This is a genomic window from Streptomyces sp. NPDC008001, assembly GCF_042958085.1.
Classification (GTDB): domain Bacteria; phylum Actinomycetota; class Actinomycetes; order Streptomycetales; family Streptomycetaceae; genus Streptomyces.
The window spans coordinates 493,342-508,933 of the sequence record NZ_JBIBIZ010000006.1; the positions used below are offsets into that span (position 1 = coordinate 493,342).

Here is a 15,592-nt window from a genome sequence, read left to right on the forward strand (position 1 = left end):
TGTGATCCGTTGCGGCAAGGATACGGACCGGCGAGGCTTTCACCTGTCACCGAAACCGCCTCTGACCTGCAAGGGTCAACGCACCGTGCACACCTGGGAGATCGTCGTGAAGCGCACCCTGCTGACTGCCGCCGTCGCCTCGCTGCTCGCCCTCGCGGCCCCCGGCCTCGACCCGGCCCCCTCCCCGGCGGAGGGGCAGGCAGCGGTGTCCGCGGCTCAGGGCGACCGCCTCCCGGTCCTCGAACTGCCGGCGACCACGCGCTGCTCCACCCAGCGCTGCAGCGGTCCGACCGACACGTCCTGGGGCGGCGGCTCCGCGGCACGCCCCGCCACCTCCGTATCCGCCGCCCTCTGACGGAACCCCAGGGAGAGCCCTCACATGAACGCCGAAGCCCCCACCCTCACCGGCCGCGAGCAGCAGGTGCTCACCCTGCTCAGCACCGGCGACACGATCCCCTCGATCGCCCGCCGGCTCCGCCTCAGCCCGCACACCGTCGACACGTACCTGCGCCGCCTCCGCACCAAGACCGGCGCCGCGAACCGCACCCAGCTGGCCGTCTACGCCGTCCGCCACGGCCTCACCGCCCCGGCCGGCCGGCGCTGAAAGCCCGGGATCAGCCGCAGCCGCAGGAGCGGCGCACCACCAGGGCCGACGGGAACTGCTTCAGGCGCTCGCGGCGCGTGCCCATCACCCGGAGCGAGTCGTCCAGGACGAGGTCCACGGCCGAGCGGGCCATGGCCTGGCGGTCGGAGGCGACCGTCGTGAGGGGCGGGTCCGTCAGGGCCGCTTCCTTGACGTCGTCGAAGCCGGCCACCGCCAGCTCGCCCGGCACGTCGATGCGCAGCTCGCGGGCCGCGCGCAGGACGCCGATGGCCTGGTCGTCCGTGGCGCAGAGCAGGGCCGGGGGGCGGTCGGGGCCGGAGAGCAGCTCCAGGGCGACCTTGTAGGCGTCGTAGCGGTTGTACGGGGCCGGGAAGAGGCGGCCCTCGATGGGCTTCCCCGCCTCGCGCATGGCCCGGCGCCAGCCCTCGACGTGGTCGGTGACGGGGTCGCCGACGGTCGGGGTGCGCTCGGTGCCGCCGAGGCAGGCGACGTACGGGTGGCCGTGCTCCAGCAGGTGGCGGGTGGCGAGCTGGGCGCCGCCGATGTCGTCCGTGACGACGGCGACGTCGTCGATCGCGTCGGGCCGGCGGTGCATCAGGACCACCCGGGCGTCCCAGGCGTCGATCTCCGCCGCGGCGTGCTCGCTCGGGCCCTGGCTGATGAGGATCAGGCCGGAGACTCGCATGCCCAGGAACGCGCGCAGATAGTGGACTTCGCGCTCGTCCAGGTAGTCGGAGTTCCCGACGAGCACCATCTTCCCGCGCTCGGCCGCGGCCTGTTCGACGGCGTGGGCCATCTCGGCGAAGAAGGGCTGGCGGGCGTCCGGGACGATCAGGCCTATGAGGTCCGTCCGGCGGGAGGCCATCGCCTGGGCGACCCGGTCCGGCCGGTACCCCAGTTCCTTGATCGCGGCCAGCACACGCTCGCGCGTGGCCGGGGCCACCGGCCTCGGCCCGTTGTTGATGACATAGCTGACCACCGCGGTCGACGTCCCCGCCAGTCTCGCCACATCGTCCCGCGTCACCTTGGCCACGCGCGAAGTCTACGCGGGTCCACTCACTGCCTGGCCGGACGAGCGGACCCGCTCTCCGCGGCCTCCGGCTCCTCCGCCCGCGCCCCCTCGGCGGAGCCCCGGGAGCCGCCCTGGGACGCGCTCCGGGACGCCCCTTGAGGCTTCCCCTGGGACTTGCCCTCCCCCGGGTTGTCGGCCTTCTCGGGCACAACGAACCGATAGCCGACATTCCGGACGGTGCCGATGAGCGACTCGTGCTCGGGCCCGAGCTTCGCCCGCAGCCGCCGGACGTGGACGTCGACCGTCCGCGTACCGCCGAAGTAGTCGTAGCCCCAGACCTCCTGCAGCAGCTGGGCCCGGGTGAAGACCCGGCCCGGGTGCTGCGCGAGGTACTTGAGCAGCTCGAACTCCTTGAACGTGAGGTCCAGCACCCGGCCCTTGAGCTTCGCGCTGTACGTGGCCTCGTCCACCGAGAGGTCGCCGGTGCGGATCTCCATCGGGCTGTCGTCCGTGCAGATCTGCTGGCGGCCCATCGCCAGCCGCAGCCGCGCCTCGACCTCGGCCGGGCCCGCCGTGTCGAGCAGGACGTCGTCCACGCCCCAGTCGGCCGTGACGGCCGCGAGGCCGCCCTCCGTGACGACGAGGATCAGCGGGCACCCCGGGCCCGTCGACCGCAGCAGCTGGCAGAGACTGCGCACGTGAGGAAGGTCACGCCGGCCGTCGATCAGTATGACGTCGGCGCCGGGGGTGTCCACGAGGGCCGGGCCCTCGGCGGGGGCCACCCGCACGCTGTGCAGCAGCAGGCCGAGCGCCGGCAGGACCTCCGTGGAGGGCTGGAGGGCATTGGTCAGGAGCAGCAGGGAACTCATCGGATGCCACCCGCCTCACTGGTCGTACGGTCCTTGCGGACCCGCGCGCTTCGCTCGCCCATGACGTCGGTTCCTCCTCGGTCCCTGCGAAGGGGTACCACCCAGGCCTTGCTCTGGGGGAGAGTGCGGCACTGCTTCGTACGGTTGCGTGCGTCCCAGCACATGTTTGCGCACATGTTCAGCACGTGTTCAGCTCATGAATGCACAAAAGGACCCGGGGGCTACTCTGCCCGGATCCTCTCTGCCCAGCAGAATAACCCACATGACTTTCCGAGGTCCGGACGATTTTGCACGACCTTGTGTTTCGTCGATCACTTCGAGTGGTCATCGCATCGCGCTCTTGACAGCCGACGGGGTGCGGGTGGAAGCGGCCTACGAGCCCCGGGCGGGCTCGCGGATCCCACCGCCCGACACGCCCGCGGTGGTGCTCGCGCACGGCTTCACCGGCGCCCTCGACCGGCCCGGCCTGCGCCGGGCCGCGCGGGTGTTCGCCCAGCGTGCGGCCGTGATCACATTCTCGTTCCGGGGGCACGGCGGCTCGGGCGGCCACTCCTCCGTCGGCGACCGCGAGGTCCTCGACCTGGCCGCGGCCGTGCGCTGGGCCCGCTCGCTCGGGCACGAGCGGGTGGCCACGGTGGGCTTCTCGATGGGCGGCTCCGTGGCCCTGCGGCACGCCGCGCTCTACGGCCCGGAGCGGACCGGGGAGCGGTCCGGCGCGTGGTCCCGGGAGCACCGGGAGCACGGAGGGCGCACGGACGCACATGCCGACACGGTCGTGGCCGTCAGTGCGCCCGCACGGTGGTACTACCGCGGTACCGCCCCCATGCGGCGGCTGCACTGGGCGATCTCCCGCCCGGCGGGACGGCTGATCGCGCGCTACGGGCTGGGGACGCGGGTCCAGGCGGAGGACTGGGACCCGGTCCCGCTGTCGCCCGTGGAGGCGGTTCCGATGATCGCGCCCCGGCCGCTGCTGATCGTGCACGGCGACCGGGACGCGTACTTCCCGCTCGACCATCCGTACGCGCTCGCCGGCGCGGGCGACCCGCGGTCCACGGAGCTGTGGATCGAACGGGGCTTCGGCCACGCGGAGAACGCGGCGGGCGATCCGCTCCTGGAACGGATCGCCCACTGGGTCTGCACCCGCGACTGAGCGCCGTCGCGGCGGAGAGACTCTGAGGGGCCCTGCCTCTCAGAACCGCCGCCGCGGCGCGCAACCACCACGGCGAGGGGCCGGCGGAATCGGCAGCCGCCGGCACCGCCGGACAGCCACGCAGTGGCTGCTCCCCGCCGCTGCGGACGAATGCGCCCGCCCGGCACGGGCACACGCGCCCGCGCCGGCACGGCGCTACGCCTGCTCGGCGACCGGCTCGGCGAACTGGGCCTCGTAGAGGCGCGCGTACGCGCCCCCCGCCTCCAGGAGCGCGTCATGCGTGCCCTGTTCCACGATCCGGCCCGACTCCATCACGAGGATGACGTCCGCGTCGCGGATCGTGGACAGCCGGTGCGCGATCACGAAGCTGGTGCGCCCCGTGCGCAGCCGGCCCATCGCCTGCTGGATGAGGACCTCCGTACGGGTGTCGACGGAGCTCGTCGCCTCGTCCAGGACGAGGATCTCCGGCTCGGCCAGGAACGCCCGGGCGATGGTGATGAGCTGCTTCTCGCCGACGCTGACGTTGGAGCCCTCGTCGTCGATGACGGTGTCGTAGCCGTCGGGGAGCGTCCGGACGAAGCGGTCGACGTGCGTGGCCCTCGCCGCCTCGACGATCTTGTCCATCGGGGTGCCGGCGGGCGCCCCGTACGCGATGTTGTCCGCGATCGTGCCGCCGAACAGCCAGGTGTCCTGCAGCACCATGCCGATGTGGGAGCGCAGCTCCTCCCGCGACATGGCGGCGATGTCGGTCCCGTCGAGCGTGATCCGGCCGCCGTCCGTCTCGTAGAACCGCATCAGCAGGTTGACCAGGGTGGTCTTGCCGGCGCCGGTGGGGCCGACGATGGCCACGGTCTGGCCCGGCCGGACGGTCAGGGACAGGTCCTCGATGAGCGGCTTCTCCGGCTCGTAGCGGAAGGAGACCTTCTCGAAGGAGACCTCGCCGTGCACGCGGCCCGGCTTGGGGGCGCCGGCCGCGTCCGGCGTCTGCTCCTCGGCGTCGAGCAGCTCGAAGACGCGCTCGGCGGAGGCGACGCCGGACTGCACGAGGTTGGCCATGGAGGCCACCTGGGTGAGCGGCTGGCTGAACTGGCGCGAGTACTGCACGAAGGCCTGCACGTCGCCGATGGACAGCGCGCCGGAGGCGACCCGCAGGCCGCCGACGACGGCGACGAGCACGTAGTTCAGGTTGCCGATGAACATCATCGCGGGCTGGATGACACCGGATATGAACTGGGCCTTGAAGCCGGCCTCGAAGAGGTCCTCGTTCTCCTTGCGGAAGATCTCGGCGGACTCCTTCTCGCGGCCGAAGACCTTCACCAGCGCGTGCCCGGTGTACATCTCCTCGATGTGGGCGTTGAGCTTGCCGGTGGTCTTCCACTGGGCGACGAACTGCGGCTGCGCCCGCTTGCCGATCTTCGTGGCGACGACGACGGACACCGGGACGGTGACCAGCGCCACCAGGGCGAGCAGCCAGGAGATCCAGAACATCACGGCCAGCACACCGGTGATCGTCAGCAGTGAGGTGACGATCTGGCTCATGGTCTGCTGGAGCGTCTGGGCGACGTTGTCGATGTCGTTGGTGGCCCGGGAGAGCACCTCGCCGCGCGGCTGCTTGTCGAAGTAGCTGAGCGGCAGCCGGCCGAGCTTCTCCTCGACCTCGCGGCGCAGCCGGAAGACGGCGCGCTGCACGACGGTGGTGGCGATCCGTGCCTGGACGAGACCGAACAGGGACGCGCCGACGTAGATCAGCAGGACCCAGAGCAGCACCTCGCCCACGGCGTCGAAGTCGATGCCGTGGCCGGGGGTGAAGTCGACCGAGCCGAGCAGGTCGGCGACGGTGCCGTTGCCCTGGCGCCGCATCTCCTCGACGGCCTGGGCCTTGGTGATGCCGTCGGGGAACTTGTTGCCTATGACGCCGGCGAAGATCAGGTCGGTGGCCCGGCCGAGTATCTTCGGGCCGAGGACGGACAGGGTGACGCTCGCGACGCACAGGGCGAGCGCGATGGTGATCAGGGCACGCTCGGGTCTGAGGGTGCCCAGCAGCCGCTTGCCGGACCCCGCGAAGTCCATCGACCGCTCGGTGGGCTGGCCGCCCATGAAGCGGGCGATGCCGGTGGCGGGGGCGGGTCCGCGGCGGGCGGGAGCGGCCGGGGCGGGTTTGCCGCCGTCCGCGGCGGGCTTCTCCGGGGTCGTCACGCCGCCTCCTCCTCGGTGAGCTGGGAGAGCACGATCTCCCGGTAGGTCTCGTTGCCGCCCATCAGCTCGCTGTGGGTGCCGGTGCCGACGACGCGGCCCTCGTCCAGGACGACGATGCGGTCGGCGTCGCGGATCGTGGACACGCGCTGGGCGACGATGACGACCGTGGCGTCCCCGGTCTCGCGGGCCAGCGCGGCCCGCAGGCGGGCGTCGGTGGCGTAGTCGAGGGCGGAGAAGGAGTCGTCGAAGAGATAGATGTCCGGTTTGCGCACGAGGGCGCGGGCGATGGCGAGCCGCTGCCGCTGACCGCCGGAGACGTTGGTGCCGCCCTGGGCGATCGGGGCGTCGAGGCCGCCGTCCATGCTCGCGACGAAGTCGCGGGCCTGCGCGGTCTCCAGCGCCGCCCACAGCTCCTCGTCGGTCGCGTCGGGGCGCCCGTAGCGGAGGTTGGAGGCAACGGTCCCGGAGAAGAGGTAGGGCTTCTGCGGGACGAGGCCGACGGCCTCGGCGGAGCGGGCCGGGTCGAGCTCGCGGACGTCGACGCCGCCCACCCGCACCGTGCCGGCGGTCGCGTCGAACAGTCGCGGGATCAGCCCCAGCAGCGTGGACTTGCCGCTGCCCGTGGAGCCGATGACGGCCGTGATCTCACCGGGCCGGGCGACGAGCGAGACGTCCTTGAGGACGGGCTCCTCCGCGCCGGGGTAGCGGAACTCGACGCCGCTGAGCTCCAGGTGCCCGCCGCCGCGCAGCTCGGTGACCGGGTTGACCGGCGGCACCACGCTGGAGTCGGTGGCCAGGACCTCCTGGACGCGCTCGGCGCAGACCTCGGCGCGCGGCACCATCATGAACATGAAGGTGGCCATCATGACGGCCATCAGGATCTGCATCAGATAGCTGAGGAACGCCGTCAGCGCGCCGATCTCCATGTCGCCGCTCTCGATGCGGTGACCGCCGAACCAGAGCACGGCGATGGAGGAGAGGTTCACGACCAGCATCACGGACGGGAACATCAGCGACATCAGCCGGCCGGCCTTGAGCGAGACGTCCATCAGCCCGGCGTTCGCGCCGTCGAAGCGCTCCCGCTCGTGGGTGTCGCGGACGAAGGCGCGGATGACGCGGATGCCGGTGATCTGCTCGCGCAGCACCCGGTTGACCGTGTCGATCCGGTCCTGCACCCCGCGGAAGACCGGCCGCATCCGCCAGATGATCAGCGAGACGATCACGCCGAGGACGGGCACGATGACGAGCAGCAGGGCGGACAGCGGCACGTCCTGGTCGAGCGCCATCAGGATGCCGCCGACGCACATGATCGGCGCCGACACCATCAGCGTGAACGCCATCAGGACGAGCAACTGGATCTGCTGGACGTCGTTGGTGGTGCGCGTGATCAGCGACGGCGCACCGAAGTGCCCCATCTCACGCGCGGAGAAGGACTGCACCCGGTCGAAGACGGCCGCGCGCAGGTCGCGCCCGACGGCCATGGCGGTCCGGGCACCGAAGTACGTCGCACCGATCGCACAGACGATCTGGGCCAGGGTGACCGCCAGCATCCCGCCGCCGAGGGACAGGATGTAGCCGGTGTCGCCCTTGACGACACCGTTGTCGACGATGTCGGCGTTGAGTGAGGGTAGGTAGAGCGTGGCAAGCGTCTGGACGAGCTGCAGGAGCACGATCAGCGCGATCGAAGTGGAGTAGGGCCTCAGATATGCCCGTGATAGTCGGACCAGCACACTCGGCAGCCTAAGCGAGCGCCTCGCCGTGCGGCCTCCCTATTTGGCCCGGCGGGCGTTCCGCCCTGGTGGCACCCGTCATCATGGAGGCGGCAGAAGAAGGAAAGGGGTCGCGGTGGCGACGACAGAACCGGCACATCCGGTGAAACCGGCCCTGCCGGGGCAGCCGGGACCGGTGGGCACCATGCGGTACTGGGCCGCGGCGAAGGCCGCCGCCGGTACGGCCGAGGAGCCGTACGCTGCGCGGACGCTCGCGGAGGCGCTGGACGCGGCCCGCCGGCGGCACGCGGGGCGCCCCGAGTTCGCCCGGGTGCTGCAGCGCTGTTCGTTCCTGGTGGACGGCGGCCCGGTCGGCACCCGCGACCACGCAACGGTCCAACTGGCCGAGGGCGGCACCGTAGAGGTGCTCCCGCCCTTCGCAGGAGGGTGACCCCGGCAGCATGAGCAATCAGCCGCACCATACGTACGACCCGCAGGACCCGTACGACCCGTATGACCCGTACGACGCCCGGACACGGCGCTATGACGCGCAGTCCTACGACCAGAGCGGGGGATACGACTCGTACGACCCCCGGCAGCAGCACGCGCAGCAGGGGCAGCACGCACAGCAGGGCCGGCAGGATCCCCAGCAGCACCAGGCGCCGCAGCAGGGCTCGTACGGTGACGCGTACGACTCCTACGACCCGTACGCCCAGCAGCAGCCGCACGCACAGCAGTACCAGTGGCCGACCAACGGCGGCCAGGGCTACTCCGCGCCGCAGGAGGAGCCGGTCACGCAGACCTGGCAGACGCCGACGTGGGACACGGGCACGTGGCAGCAGCCGGTCCCGCCCGCCGAGGACCACGCCTACGACGCGTCCTGGTCCGAGGGGCCGCTCCCCCAGCAGCCCGCCGAACCGTACGCGGCCGGCCGCCGGGCGCTTCCCGAGGAGCACCGCTCCCCGGGTGTCGTGCCCGGCGTGGTGGCCGGGGCCGTCTCGCACGAGCCCGCCCGGGTCCCGGAGCCGGGCGGCGGCCACGGCCGCAGCCACGGCTCCGGCTCCAGCTCCGACGACGACGGCGAGCGGCCGATGACGGCCGCGGAGAAGGCGAAGGCCGAGGGCCGCCCGCAGATCCTCTCGCCGGGCCTCAAGCCCGCCGTGGTGACCACGGTGCTCGCCGCGCTGCTCGCGCTCACCGCGCCGCTGGGGCAGTTCGCGCTGGCGGTGCCGCTGGTGCTGCTGCAGGCGGTGACGGCGGCGGGCTGGTTCCGGCTGAACGGCATGTGGCCCGCCCGGCAGGGCATCGCCCTCGCGTTCCTGGGCGGCGTGGCCGCCGACATCGGCATGCTGGCCACCGACTCCGCCCAGGCGCCGACCGTCGTGATCGGCACGCTCGGCGTGTGGCTCCTGCTCGTCCTCGTCCTGCAGCTGCGCAGCCACGCCGCGCCGGACGAGCGGCTGTACGGGCTGACGGCGGCGGCCGCCTCGTCCGCCCTCGCGGTCATCACGGCCGGGCACCTGGCGGCGTCCTCCGACGCCGTCGTGGTGGGCGCGAGCGCCGTGGCCGTGGCCGCGCTGGCCCGCGCGCTGCCGCTGCCGTCCCTGGCCGCGCCCGTCGTGGCGCTGGCCGCGGCCGCGGGCTCGGGCATCGCCACGGGCGGCCTGACGGGCATGGGCACGTCCGCCGCCCTGCTGGGCCTCGCCGCGGGCGCCTGCGCCCTGATCGGCCTCCGCGTCGCGAGCTACGACTACCCGTCGCGGTTCGTGCACATGACGGCCGGCGTGGCGCTGCCGCTGGCGGCCGCGGCCCCCGCGGTCTACGTCCTGGGCCGGGTCCTGGGCTGATCGCTCTTCCCTCCCCGCACGGGGGTCCGGTTAGGCTCCAGGGCATTGCAACGGGCAGTGCAGGGGCCTGACCGAGACCCGGGGGAGCTGGAGAACGACATGCGCGCGATACGCATAACCCTGATCATCGCGGTGATATTGGGGGCCCTCTTCGTGGGCGCCGACCGCCTGGCGGTGTACTTCGCCGAGGAGCAGGCGGCGGAGAAGATCCGCAGCAGTCAGGGGCTGTCCGGCACTCCGGAGGTCTCCATCAAGGGCTTCCCGTTCCTCACGCAGATCGCCTCCTCCACCCTGGACGAGGTCGAGGTCAAGCTGGACGGCGCGACCGCCAGCTCCGGCGGGCAGTCGATCCGGGTGACGGGCTTCGACGCCAAGCTCCGGGACGTCAGGATCGACAGCAGCTTCACCTCCGCCGTCGCGGGCCGGGCGACGGGCACGGCGCACCTCTCCTACGAGGACCTCAGCAAGGCCACCAACGACCCCACGGTGAAGGTCGGTTTCGGCGGCCGGGGCACCGAGGGCAAGAGCCAGGTCAAGGTCACCGGCAAGGTGCAGCTCGGGGCGCTGCCCATCGAGCGCAGCGTCATCTCGACCGTCACGATCGTGAACGGCGACACCGTCCGGGTGCGGGCGGACCAGATCCCCGAAGAGGCCAAGGCCTTCCCCGGCCTGGAGCGTGCGATCCGGCAGAAGACGGACTTCGACCGGCGCATCAGCGGCCTGCCGAAGGGCATCAAGCTGGACAAGGTCGAGGCGACGCAGGACGGTGTCGACATCACGCTGACCGGCTCGGACGTCAATCTGGCCGGCTGACCGTCCACCCACCGAGACACGTCCGTCCGGAAAGCAGACCGTCCGGACGGGCGGACACCCCCGGACCCCACCGGGCACTCCGCGGCCCCGCCCCCGGGCGCTCCCCCCACCTCTGCCGTCCCGGAATGCGGAAGATCCCGTCTCACTATCCAACACACCGGTGACACGTCCCCCTGTCCGTCCCTACGATCGACGGCATGAAGCGACAGGCGGACCTCACGAAGCGGCGGGCAGTCGACCTGTGCCGCGTCGCCGCCATGCTCTGTCGTCATGTCTGACGGGAAGCGCTCCCTTTTCGCTCCGAGAAGCAAGCCTTCCCCCGTCTCGTCTCCCATCCCACCTGCTGCGCAGCGCCGCGCGCTTTCCCCGCCGCGCGCGCCGGCAAGCGCTTGCGCACGTTCCGCAACTGCCCCGGAGGAGAACAGCATGAGCCGCAGTGACGTCCTGGTGGACGCCGACTGGGTACAGGCCCGCATCGACGCAGGCGACCCCAAGACCGTCCTCGTCGAGGTCGACGAGGACACCTCCGCGTACGACAAGAACCACATCAAGACCGCCGTCCGGATCGACTGGAAGCGCGACCTGCAGGACCCGGTCCGCCGCGACTTCGTGGACCAGGCCGGCTTCGAGGAGCTGCTCTCCTCGAAGGGCATCGCCAACGACGACACCGTCGTCCTCTACGGCGGCAACAACAACTGGTTCGCCGCGTACGCCTACTGGTACTTCAAGCTCTACGGCCACCAGGACGTGAAGCTCCTCGACGGCGGCCGCAAGAAGTGGGAGCTGGACTCCCGCGACCTGGTCGCCGAGGTCCCGCAGCGCCCCCGCACCGAGTACCGCGCCCGGCCGCAGGACACCTCCATCCGCGCCTTCCGCGACGACGTCGTGGCCGCGATCGGCGAGCTCAACCTCGTCGACGTCCGCTCCCCCGACGAGTTCAGCGGCAAGCTGCTCGCCCCGGCGCACCTCCCCCAGGAGCAGTCGCAGCGCCCCGGCCACGTGCCGACCGCGCGCAACATCCCCTGGTCGAAGTCGGCCAACGACGACGGCACCTTCAAGACCGACGAGGAGCTGAAGGCGCTCTACGAGGGCGAGGGCGTGGACCTGTCGAAGGACACCATCGCCTACTGCCGGATCGGTGAGCGCTCCGCGCACACCTGGTTCGTGCTGCACGAGCTGCTCGGCCAGCAGAACGTCAGGAACTACGACGGTTCCTGGACCGAGTACGGCTCCCTCGTCGGCGTGCCGATCGAGCTCGGCGCCCACTGAACCTCCCGACCGCGACAGAAGGATCCCCCATGTGTGGAGCAAAGGCCGGCGGCCCCGACGCCTCGACGATCAAGCCCGGTGAGACCACGATCCAGGGCTCGGTGACCCGCGACGGCGAGCCCGTCACCGGTTACGTGCGCCTGCTGGACGCGACCGGCGAGTTCACCGCCGAGGTGCCCACGTCCGCGACCGGGCAGTTCCGCTTCTACGCGGCGGAAGGCACGTGGACGGTGCGCGCGCTGGTGCCCGGTGCGACGGCCGACCGCAAGGTCGTGGCGCGGCAGGGCGGCCTGACCGAGGTCGCCATCGCCGTCTGACGACGGGCGTCACGGACGCCACCGACGGCCGGAGGGCCGCATCCCGGGTTGGACGCCGTGGGGGGTGCGGCCCTTCGCGCCGCCGCCGTACCGTGGACGTATGTACGCGCGGCGGCGTCATCTGTACTTCGCCATGATGGGCACCTGCATCGGACTGTTCGTCCTGGCGTGGGCCGTCGTGCGCCTGTGGTCCGTGCCCGCCGCGGTGGGGATGTGCCTCTTCGCCATGGTCATCCCGCCCGTCGCCGCCATCGTCGCCAACCGCCGGGGGCCGGACGACCGCTGGTGGGACGACCCCTCCGGCGACCCGAAGTCGGACGAGTGGTGGGACGAGCTCGACGGCAAGAAGAGGCACTGAGGCCGTCGCGGCCTCAGCCGGCGCCGCTAGTACACGAGCGCCTGCACGCCGTCCGCCATCGCCTCCTGGACGAAGACCTGCGCGCCGGCGATCCGCGCGCCCTCGATCAGGTCCTTCTCCTCGATGCCGCGGCGCGCCGCGCACTGCGTGCACAGCGTGATCTTCCCGCCGCCGGCCTTGATGCCCTCGATGAGGTCGGGCAGCGGTGCCGCGTGCGGCAGCTCGAACTCGGCCGCCCGCCCCGGCAGCACGAACCACGACGCCTCACCGGTCAGCCACAGGGACACCTCGACCCCGCTCGCCACGGCGACGGCCGCCACCGTGAACGCCTGCGAACACCGCTCGGGCGCGTCCGCGCCCGCCGTCACCTTGATCACCAGCTTCTTGGCCATGCCAGGCACTCTAGCCCCGCGGCCGCACGGGCGGGCGGCCGCGACCGCCCTCCCCCGGCGGCCACGATCCACCTCGCAGAGCCGCCGGAACCGGGGCCGACTAGACTCGGGACCGGTCCGTACATCCGTGACCGGTCCGTACACCCTCACTCCCGACGAGGAGCGCGCTCGTGCTTGAGGCAGTCTTCACCACCCTGCTCGTCCTGGTCGCCGTCGGCGTTCTCGCCTTCACCGGTCTGACCTGGAAGAAGCTGTACCAGGGCCAGCGCTGACCCGACCAGTTACCCGTCCTCGCACAGATCGTCTGAGCCCATGATCGAGATTCCGTCCGACCTCCACCCGGACCTCGTGCCCCTCGCCTTCCTCCTCGGTAAGTGGGAGGGTGCGGGCGTCGCCGACTTCCCCGGTGCCGAGAAGTGCAACTTCGGGCAGGAGGTCGTCTTCAGCCACGACGGCCGTGACTTCCTGGAGTACACGTCGCACAGCTGGGTGCTCGACGGCGAGGGCAAGATGGTGCGCCCGCTGGAGACCGAGACCGGCTACTGGCGGATCGACAAGGACCGCAAGGTCGAGATCGTCATGGTCCGCGACGCCGGCGTCGCCGAGGTCTGGTACGGCGAGCTGGCCGACCAGAAGCCGCAGATCGACCTGGCCACGGACGCGGTCGCGCGCACCGAGGCCTCCGGCCCGTACAGCGGCGGCAAGCGCCTGTACGGCTATGTCAAGGGCGACCTGATGTGGGTCGGCGAGAAGGCCACCCCCGAGGTGCCGCTGCGCCCCTACATGTCGGCGCACCTGAAGAAGATCGCCGACCAGAAGAGCCTCCAGGAGTGGGCGGCGAGCCTGCCCGAGGACGCTCCGGACGGCGTCGCCTTCTACAACCCGGACGGCACGCCCTACACCGGCTGAGCCGCCCGCTCCACCGTTCCGCAGTGCCCCGTGGGAGAAGCCGGTCGAAGTCCGGCGCTGACCCGCAACGGTAGGCGGAGAGGCCCTTCGGGGCCTTTTCCGTAAGCCCGATCGCCCACGGCGCGCATGATCCCCGTACAACTCGCCGTGGACTGCGAGGGGACCACCCGGGCGCACGACCGCACCCTCCCCGGGCCGCTCCTCCGTACGTACGGACGCGGCCCGAGGCGAAGGCGCACCCGTGTCGACAGATCTCCCGGTCCTCCGCACCGAAGGTCCCGGCTCCGCGCCCGGCGCGCCGCCGGGGCCCGGCGCTCCACCGCCCCGCCGGCTGCCGCTGCCGCCGCTGCTGGCCGGGCTGACGGCCGCGCTCCTCGCCTCCGTCCTCTGCGGCACCGGCCTCGGCGCCGCGGGCGTCACGTGGGGCGAGACGCTGCGCTACCTGCAGGCCGGGCTGACCGGCGGGATCATCACGCCCGGCGAGGTCTCCGCGTACACCATCGTCTGGGAACTGCGCTTCCCGCGCGCCCTGCTGGCCGCCGTCGTGGGCGCGGGGCTCTCCGCCGTCGGCGTGGCCGTGCAGGCCATGGTCCGCAACGCCCTCGCCGACCCGTTCGTGCTGGGCATCTCCTCCGGCGCCGCGATCGGCGCGAACGCCGTCCTGCTGTTCGGCGCGCTGGCCTCGCTGGGGGTCTGGGCGCTGTCCGGGGCGGCGTTCGTCTCGGCGCTCGCCGCGATGGTGCTGGTCTACCTGGCGGCGCGCACCCCGCAGGGCCTGACCCCGCTGCGGCTGGTCCTCACCGGCTCGGCGATGTACTACGGGTTCTCCGCCGTCACCACCCTGATGATCTTCAGCGCCGACCGGGGCGAGGCGGCCCGCTCGGCGATGATGTGGCTGCTCGGCAGCCTCGGCGGCGCCACCTGGGCGTCCCTGCCGATCGCGGCCGCGGTCGTGCTGGCCGGCATCGGCGCCCTGCTGTGGACGGCGCGCGGCCTCAACGCGCTGGCCATGGGCGACGAGACGGCCGCCGCGCTCGGCGTGGACCCGGACCGGATGCGCCGCGGGCTGTTCGTCCTGGCGGCGGCCGTCACCGGCGCCGTCGTCGCCGTCAGCGGCGCCATCGGCTTCGTCGGCCTGATGGTCCCGCACGTCACCCGGATGCTCGTCGGCGCCGACCACCGCCGCGTGCTCGCCGTGGCACCGCTGCTGGGCGCCGTGCTGCTGGTGTGGGTCGACATCGCCTCCCGGCTGCTGCTCGCGCCCGTCGAACTGCCCGTCGGCGTCCTCACCGCCCTCATCGGCGTGCCCTGCTTCGTCCTGCTCATGCGGCGCCGCCGCTACACCTTCGGATGCGCCTGATGGAGGTCGGGATCGAGGACCTGTCGGTCGAGGTCGCGGGCGCCCGGCTGGTGTCCGGCATCAGCCTGCGCGCCGGGAGCGGGCGGTTCGTCGGCCTCATCGGCCCCAACGGCAGCGGCAAGTCCACCCTGCTGCGCTGCGCCTACCGGGCGCTGCGGCCCGCCGCCGGCACCGTCCGCCTGGACGGCGACGACCTGCACGCCCTGGGCGCCCGGGAGGGCGCGCGCAGGCTGGCGGCGCTGCCGCAGGAGTCGGCGAGCGAGTTCGACTTCACGGCCGCCGAGGTCGTCGCCATGGGGCGGCTGCCGCACCAGCGCTCCGGCGGCCGGGCCACGGCCCGCGACGGCGAGGTGTGCGCGGCGGCGCTGGAGCGCGTCGGCGCCGGGCACCTGGCCGGGCGGAGCTTCCCGACGCTGTCCGGCGGCGAGAAGCAGCGCGTGCTGATCGCCCGCGCGCTGGCCCAGGAGCCGAAGGTGCTGGTCCTGGACGAGCCCACCAACCACCTGGACATCGCCCAGCAGCTGGAGGTGCTGGCGCTGGTGCGGGACGCGGGGCTGACGGTCCTGGCCGCCCTGCACGACATCGACCTGGCCGCCGCGCACTGCGACGAGCTGTACGTGATCCGGGCCGGGCGCATCGTCGCGTCCGGGCCGCCGGACGAGGTGCTGACCGCCGGGCTGCTCGCCGACGTGTTCGGCGTCCGGGCGCACCGCGTGCCGCACCCCGAGACCGGCGCGACGCGCCTGCTCTTCGACCGCCTGCCCGCCTCGTAGCACCTGCCCGCTTC

18 protein-coding genes and 1 riboswitch are annotated in these 15,592 nt (G+C 72.3%); of the genes, 13 read left to right on the forward strand and 5 right to left on the reverse strand.

Annotated features, from left to right (window positions below; genetic code table 11):
- Positions 1 to 85 precede the first annotated feature (85 nt).
- On the forward strand, positions 86 to 355 hold the full coding sequence (locus ACFZCD_RS18895; protein WP_391832137.1) for a hypothetical protein: 270 nt from the start codon (positions 86 to 88) through the stop codon (positions 353 to 355).
- 24 nt (positions 356 to 379) lie between these two features.
- Positions 380 to 604 carry a response regulator transcription factor gene (locus ACFZCD_RS18900; protein WP_391832138.1) on the forward strand — a complete coding sequence of 75 codons (225 nt, stop codon included), beginning with the start codon at positions 380 to 382 and terminating at the stop codon, positions 602 to 604.
- Between the two features lie 10 nt (positions 605 to 614).
- Here ACFZCD_RS18900 and ACFZCD_RS18905 read toward each other — a convergent pair whose 3' ends face one another.
- A complete protein-coding gene (locus tag ACFZCD_RS18905; protein WP_391832140.1) occupies positions 615 to 1,637 on the reverse strand; it encodes a LacI family DNA-binding transcriptional regulator in 1,023 nt (340 codons plus the stop codon).
- Between the two features lie 23 nt (positions 1,638 to 1,660).
- The gene (locus ACFZCD_RS18910) at positions 1,661 to 2,485 is read right to left on the reverse strand and encodes a response regulator transcription factor (protein ID WP_391832142.1); all 825 of its coding nucleotides are present in this window, start codon (positions 2,483 to 2,485) and stop codon (positions 1,661 to 1,663) included.
- A 262-nt stretch (positions 2,486 to 2,747) separates the two neighbouring features.
- Here ACFZCD_RS18910 and ACFZCD_RS18915 point away from each other — a divergent pair, with 262 nt between their 5' ends.
- Positions 2,748 to 3,635 carry an alpha/beta hydrolase family protein gene (locus ACFZCD_RS18915; protein ID WP_391832144.1) on the forward strand — a complete coding sequence of 296 codons (888 nt, stop codon included), beginning with the start codon at positions 2,748 to 2,750 and terminating at the stop codon, positions 3,633 to 3,635.
- A 195-nt stretch (positions 3,636 to 3,830) separates the two neighbouring features.
- Here the strand turns inward: ACFZCD_RS18915 and ACFZCD_RS18920 are convergent, their stop codons facing one another.
- Both ACFZCD_RS18920 and ACFZCD_RS18925 read right to left on the reverse strand, forming a co-directional pair.
- Positions 3,831 to 5,831 carry an ABC transporter ATP-binding protein gene (locus ACFZCD_RS18920; protein WP_391832146.1) on the reverse strand — a complete coding sequence of 667 codons (2,001 nt, stop codon included), beginning with the start codon at positions 5,829 to 5,831 and terminating at the stop codon, positions 3,831 to 3,833.
- Positions 5,828 to 7,561, reverse strand: coding sequence for an ABC transporter ATP-binding protein (locus ACFZCD_RS18925; RefSeq protein WP_391832148.1), 1,734 nt, complete (start codon positions 7,559 to 7,561; stop codon positions 5,828 to 5,830). Before ACFZCD_RS18925 ends, ACFZCD_RS18920 begins: the two co-directional genes overlap by 4 nt.
- A 184-nt stretch (positions 7,562 to 7,745) precedes the next feature.
- Here ACFZCD_RS18925 and ACFZCD_RS18930 point away from each other — a divergent pair, with 184 nt between their 5' ends.
- The 7 genes from ACFZCD_RS18930 (at position 7,746) to ACFZCD_RS18960 (ending at position 12,144) form a co-directional block, all read left to right on the forward strand.
- The gene (locus ACFZCD_RS18930; protein ID WP_391832284.1) at positions 7,746 to 7,991 is read left to right on the forward strand and encodes a MoaD/ThiS family protein; all 246 of its coding nucleotides are present in this window, start codon (positions 7,746 to 7,748) and stop codon (positions 7,989 to 7,991) included.
- A gap of 10 nt (positions 7,992 to 8,001) precedes the next feature.
- Entirely contained in the window at positions 8,002 to 9,387 is a 1,386-nt protein-coding gene (locus tag ACFZCD_RS18935) for a hypothetical protein (RefSeq protein WP_391832150.1), read from the forward strand.
- A gap of 99 nt (positions 9,388 to 9,486) precedes the next feature.
- Complete coding sequence (locus ACFZCD_RS18940) at positions 9,487 to 10,200, forward strand: DUF2993 domain-containing protein (protein ID WP_391832152.1); 714 nt, start codon at positions 9,487 to 9,489, stop codon at positions 10,198 to 10,200.
- Positions 10,201 to 10,397: 197 nt separating this feature from the next.
- A complete protein-coding gene (locus tag ACFZCD_RS18945; RefSeq protein WP_359104787.1) occupies positions 10,398 to 10,478 on the forward strand; it encodes a putative leader peptide in 81 nt (26 codons plus the stop codon).
- A gap of 148 nt (positions 10,479 to 10,626) precedes the next feature.
- Positions 10,627 to 11,469 carry a sulfurtransferase gene (locus ACFZCD_RS18950; RefSeq protein ID WP_391832154.1) on the forward strand — a complete coding sequence of 281 codons (843 nt, stop codon included), beginning with the start codon at positions 10,627 to 10,629 and terminating at the stop codon, positions 11,467 to 11,469.
- Positions 11,470 to 11,498: 29 nt separating this feature from the next.
- Positions 11,499 to 11,786 carry a DUF1416 domain-containing protein gene (locus ACFZCD_RS18955; protein WP_391832156.1) on the forward strand — a complete coding sequence of 96 codons (288 nt, stop codon included), beginning with the start codon at positions 11,499 to 11,501 and terminating at the stop codon, positions 11,784 to 11,786.
- A gap of 100 nt (positions 11,787 to 11,886) precedes the next feature.
- Entirely contained in the window at positions 11,887 to 12,144 is a 258-nt protein-coding gene (locus tag ACFZCD_RS18960; RefSeq protein WP_058045695.1) for a DUF3099 domain-containing protein, read from the forward strand.
- Between the two features lie 26 nt (positions 12,145 to 12,170).
- On the opposite strand, the gene ACFZCD_RS18965 is transcribed toward ACFZCD_RS18960, so the two are convergent.
- Positions 12,171 to 12,536, reverse strand: a complete 366-nt coding sequence (locus ACFZCD_RS18965; RefSeq protein WP_391832158.1) for a DsrE family protein — start codon at positions 12,534 to 12,536, stop codon at positions 12,171 to 12,173.
- Positions 12,537 to 12,848: 312 nt separating this feature from the next.
- Here ACFZCD_RS18965 and ACFZCD_RS18970 point away from each other — a divergent pair, with 312 nt between their 5' ends.
- The 3 genes from ACFZCD_RS18970 (at position 12,849) to ACFZCD_RS18980 (ending at position 15,578) form a co-directional block, all read left to right on the forward strand.
- Positions 12,849 to 13,445, forward strand: coding sequence for an FABP family protein (locus tag ACFZCD_RS18970; protein WP_391832160.1), 597 nt, complete (start codon positions 12,849 to 12,851; stop codon positions 13,443 to 13,445).
- Positions 13,446 to 13,479: 34 nt separating this feature from the next.
- Positions 13,480 to 13,558: riboswitch (cobalamin riboswitch) on the forward strand.
- A gap of 218 nt (positions 13,559 to 13,776) precedes the next feature.
- Positions 13,777 to 14,805 carry a FecCD family ABC transporter permease gene (locus ACFZCD_RS18975; RefSeq protein ID WP_391832286.1) on the forward strand — a complete coding sequence of 343 codons (1,029 nt, stop codon included), beginning with the start codon at positions 13,777 to 13,779 and terminating at the stop codon, positions 14,803 to 14,805.
- Positions 14,805 to 15,578: an ABC transporter ATP-binding protein gene (locus tag ACFZCD_RS18980; RefSeq protein WP_391832162.1), complete on the forward strand. Its 774-nt coding sequence runs from the start codon at positions 14,805 to 14,807 to the stop codon at positions 15,576 to 15,578. Before ACFZCD_RS18975 ends, ACFZCD_RS18980 begins: the two co-directional genes overlap by 1 nt.
- Positions 15,579 to 15,592: the final 14 nt, after the last annotated feature.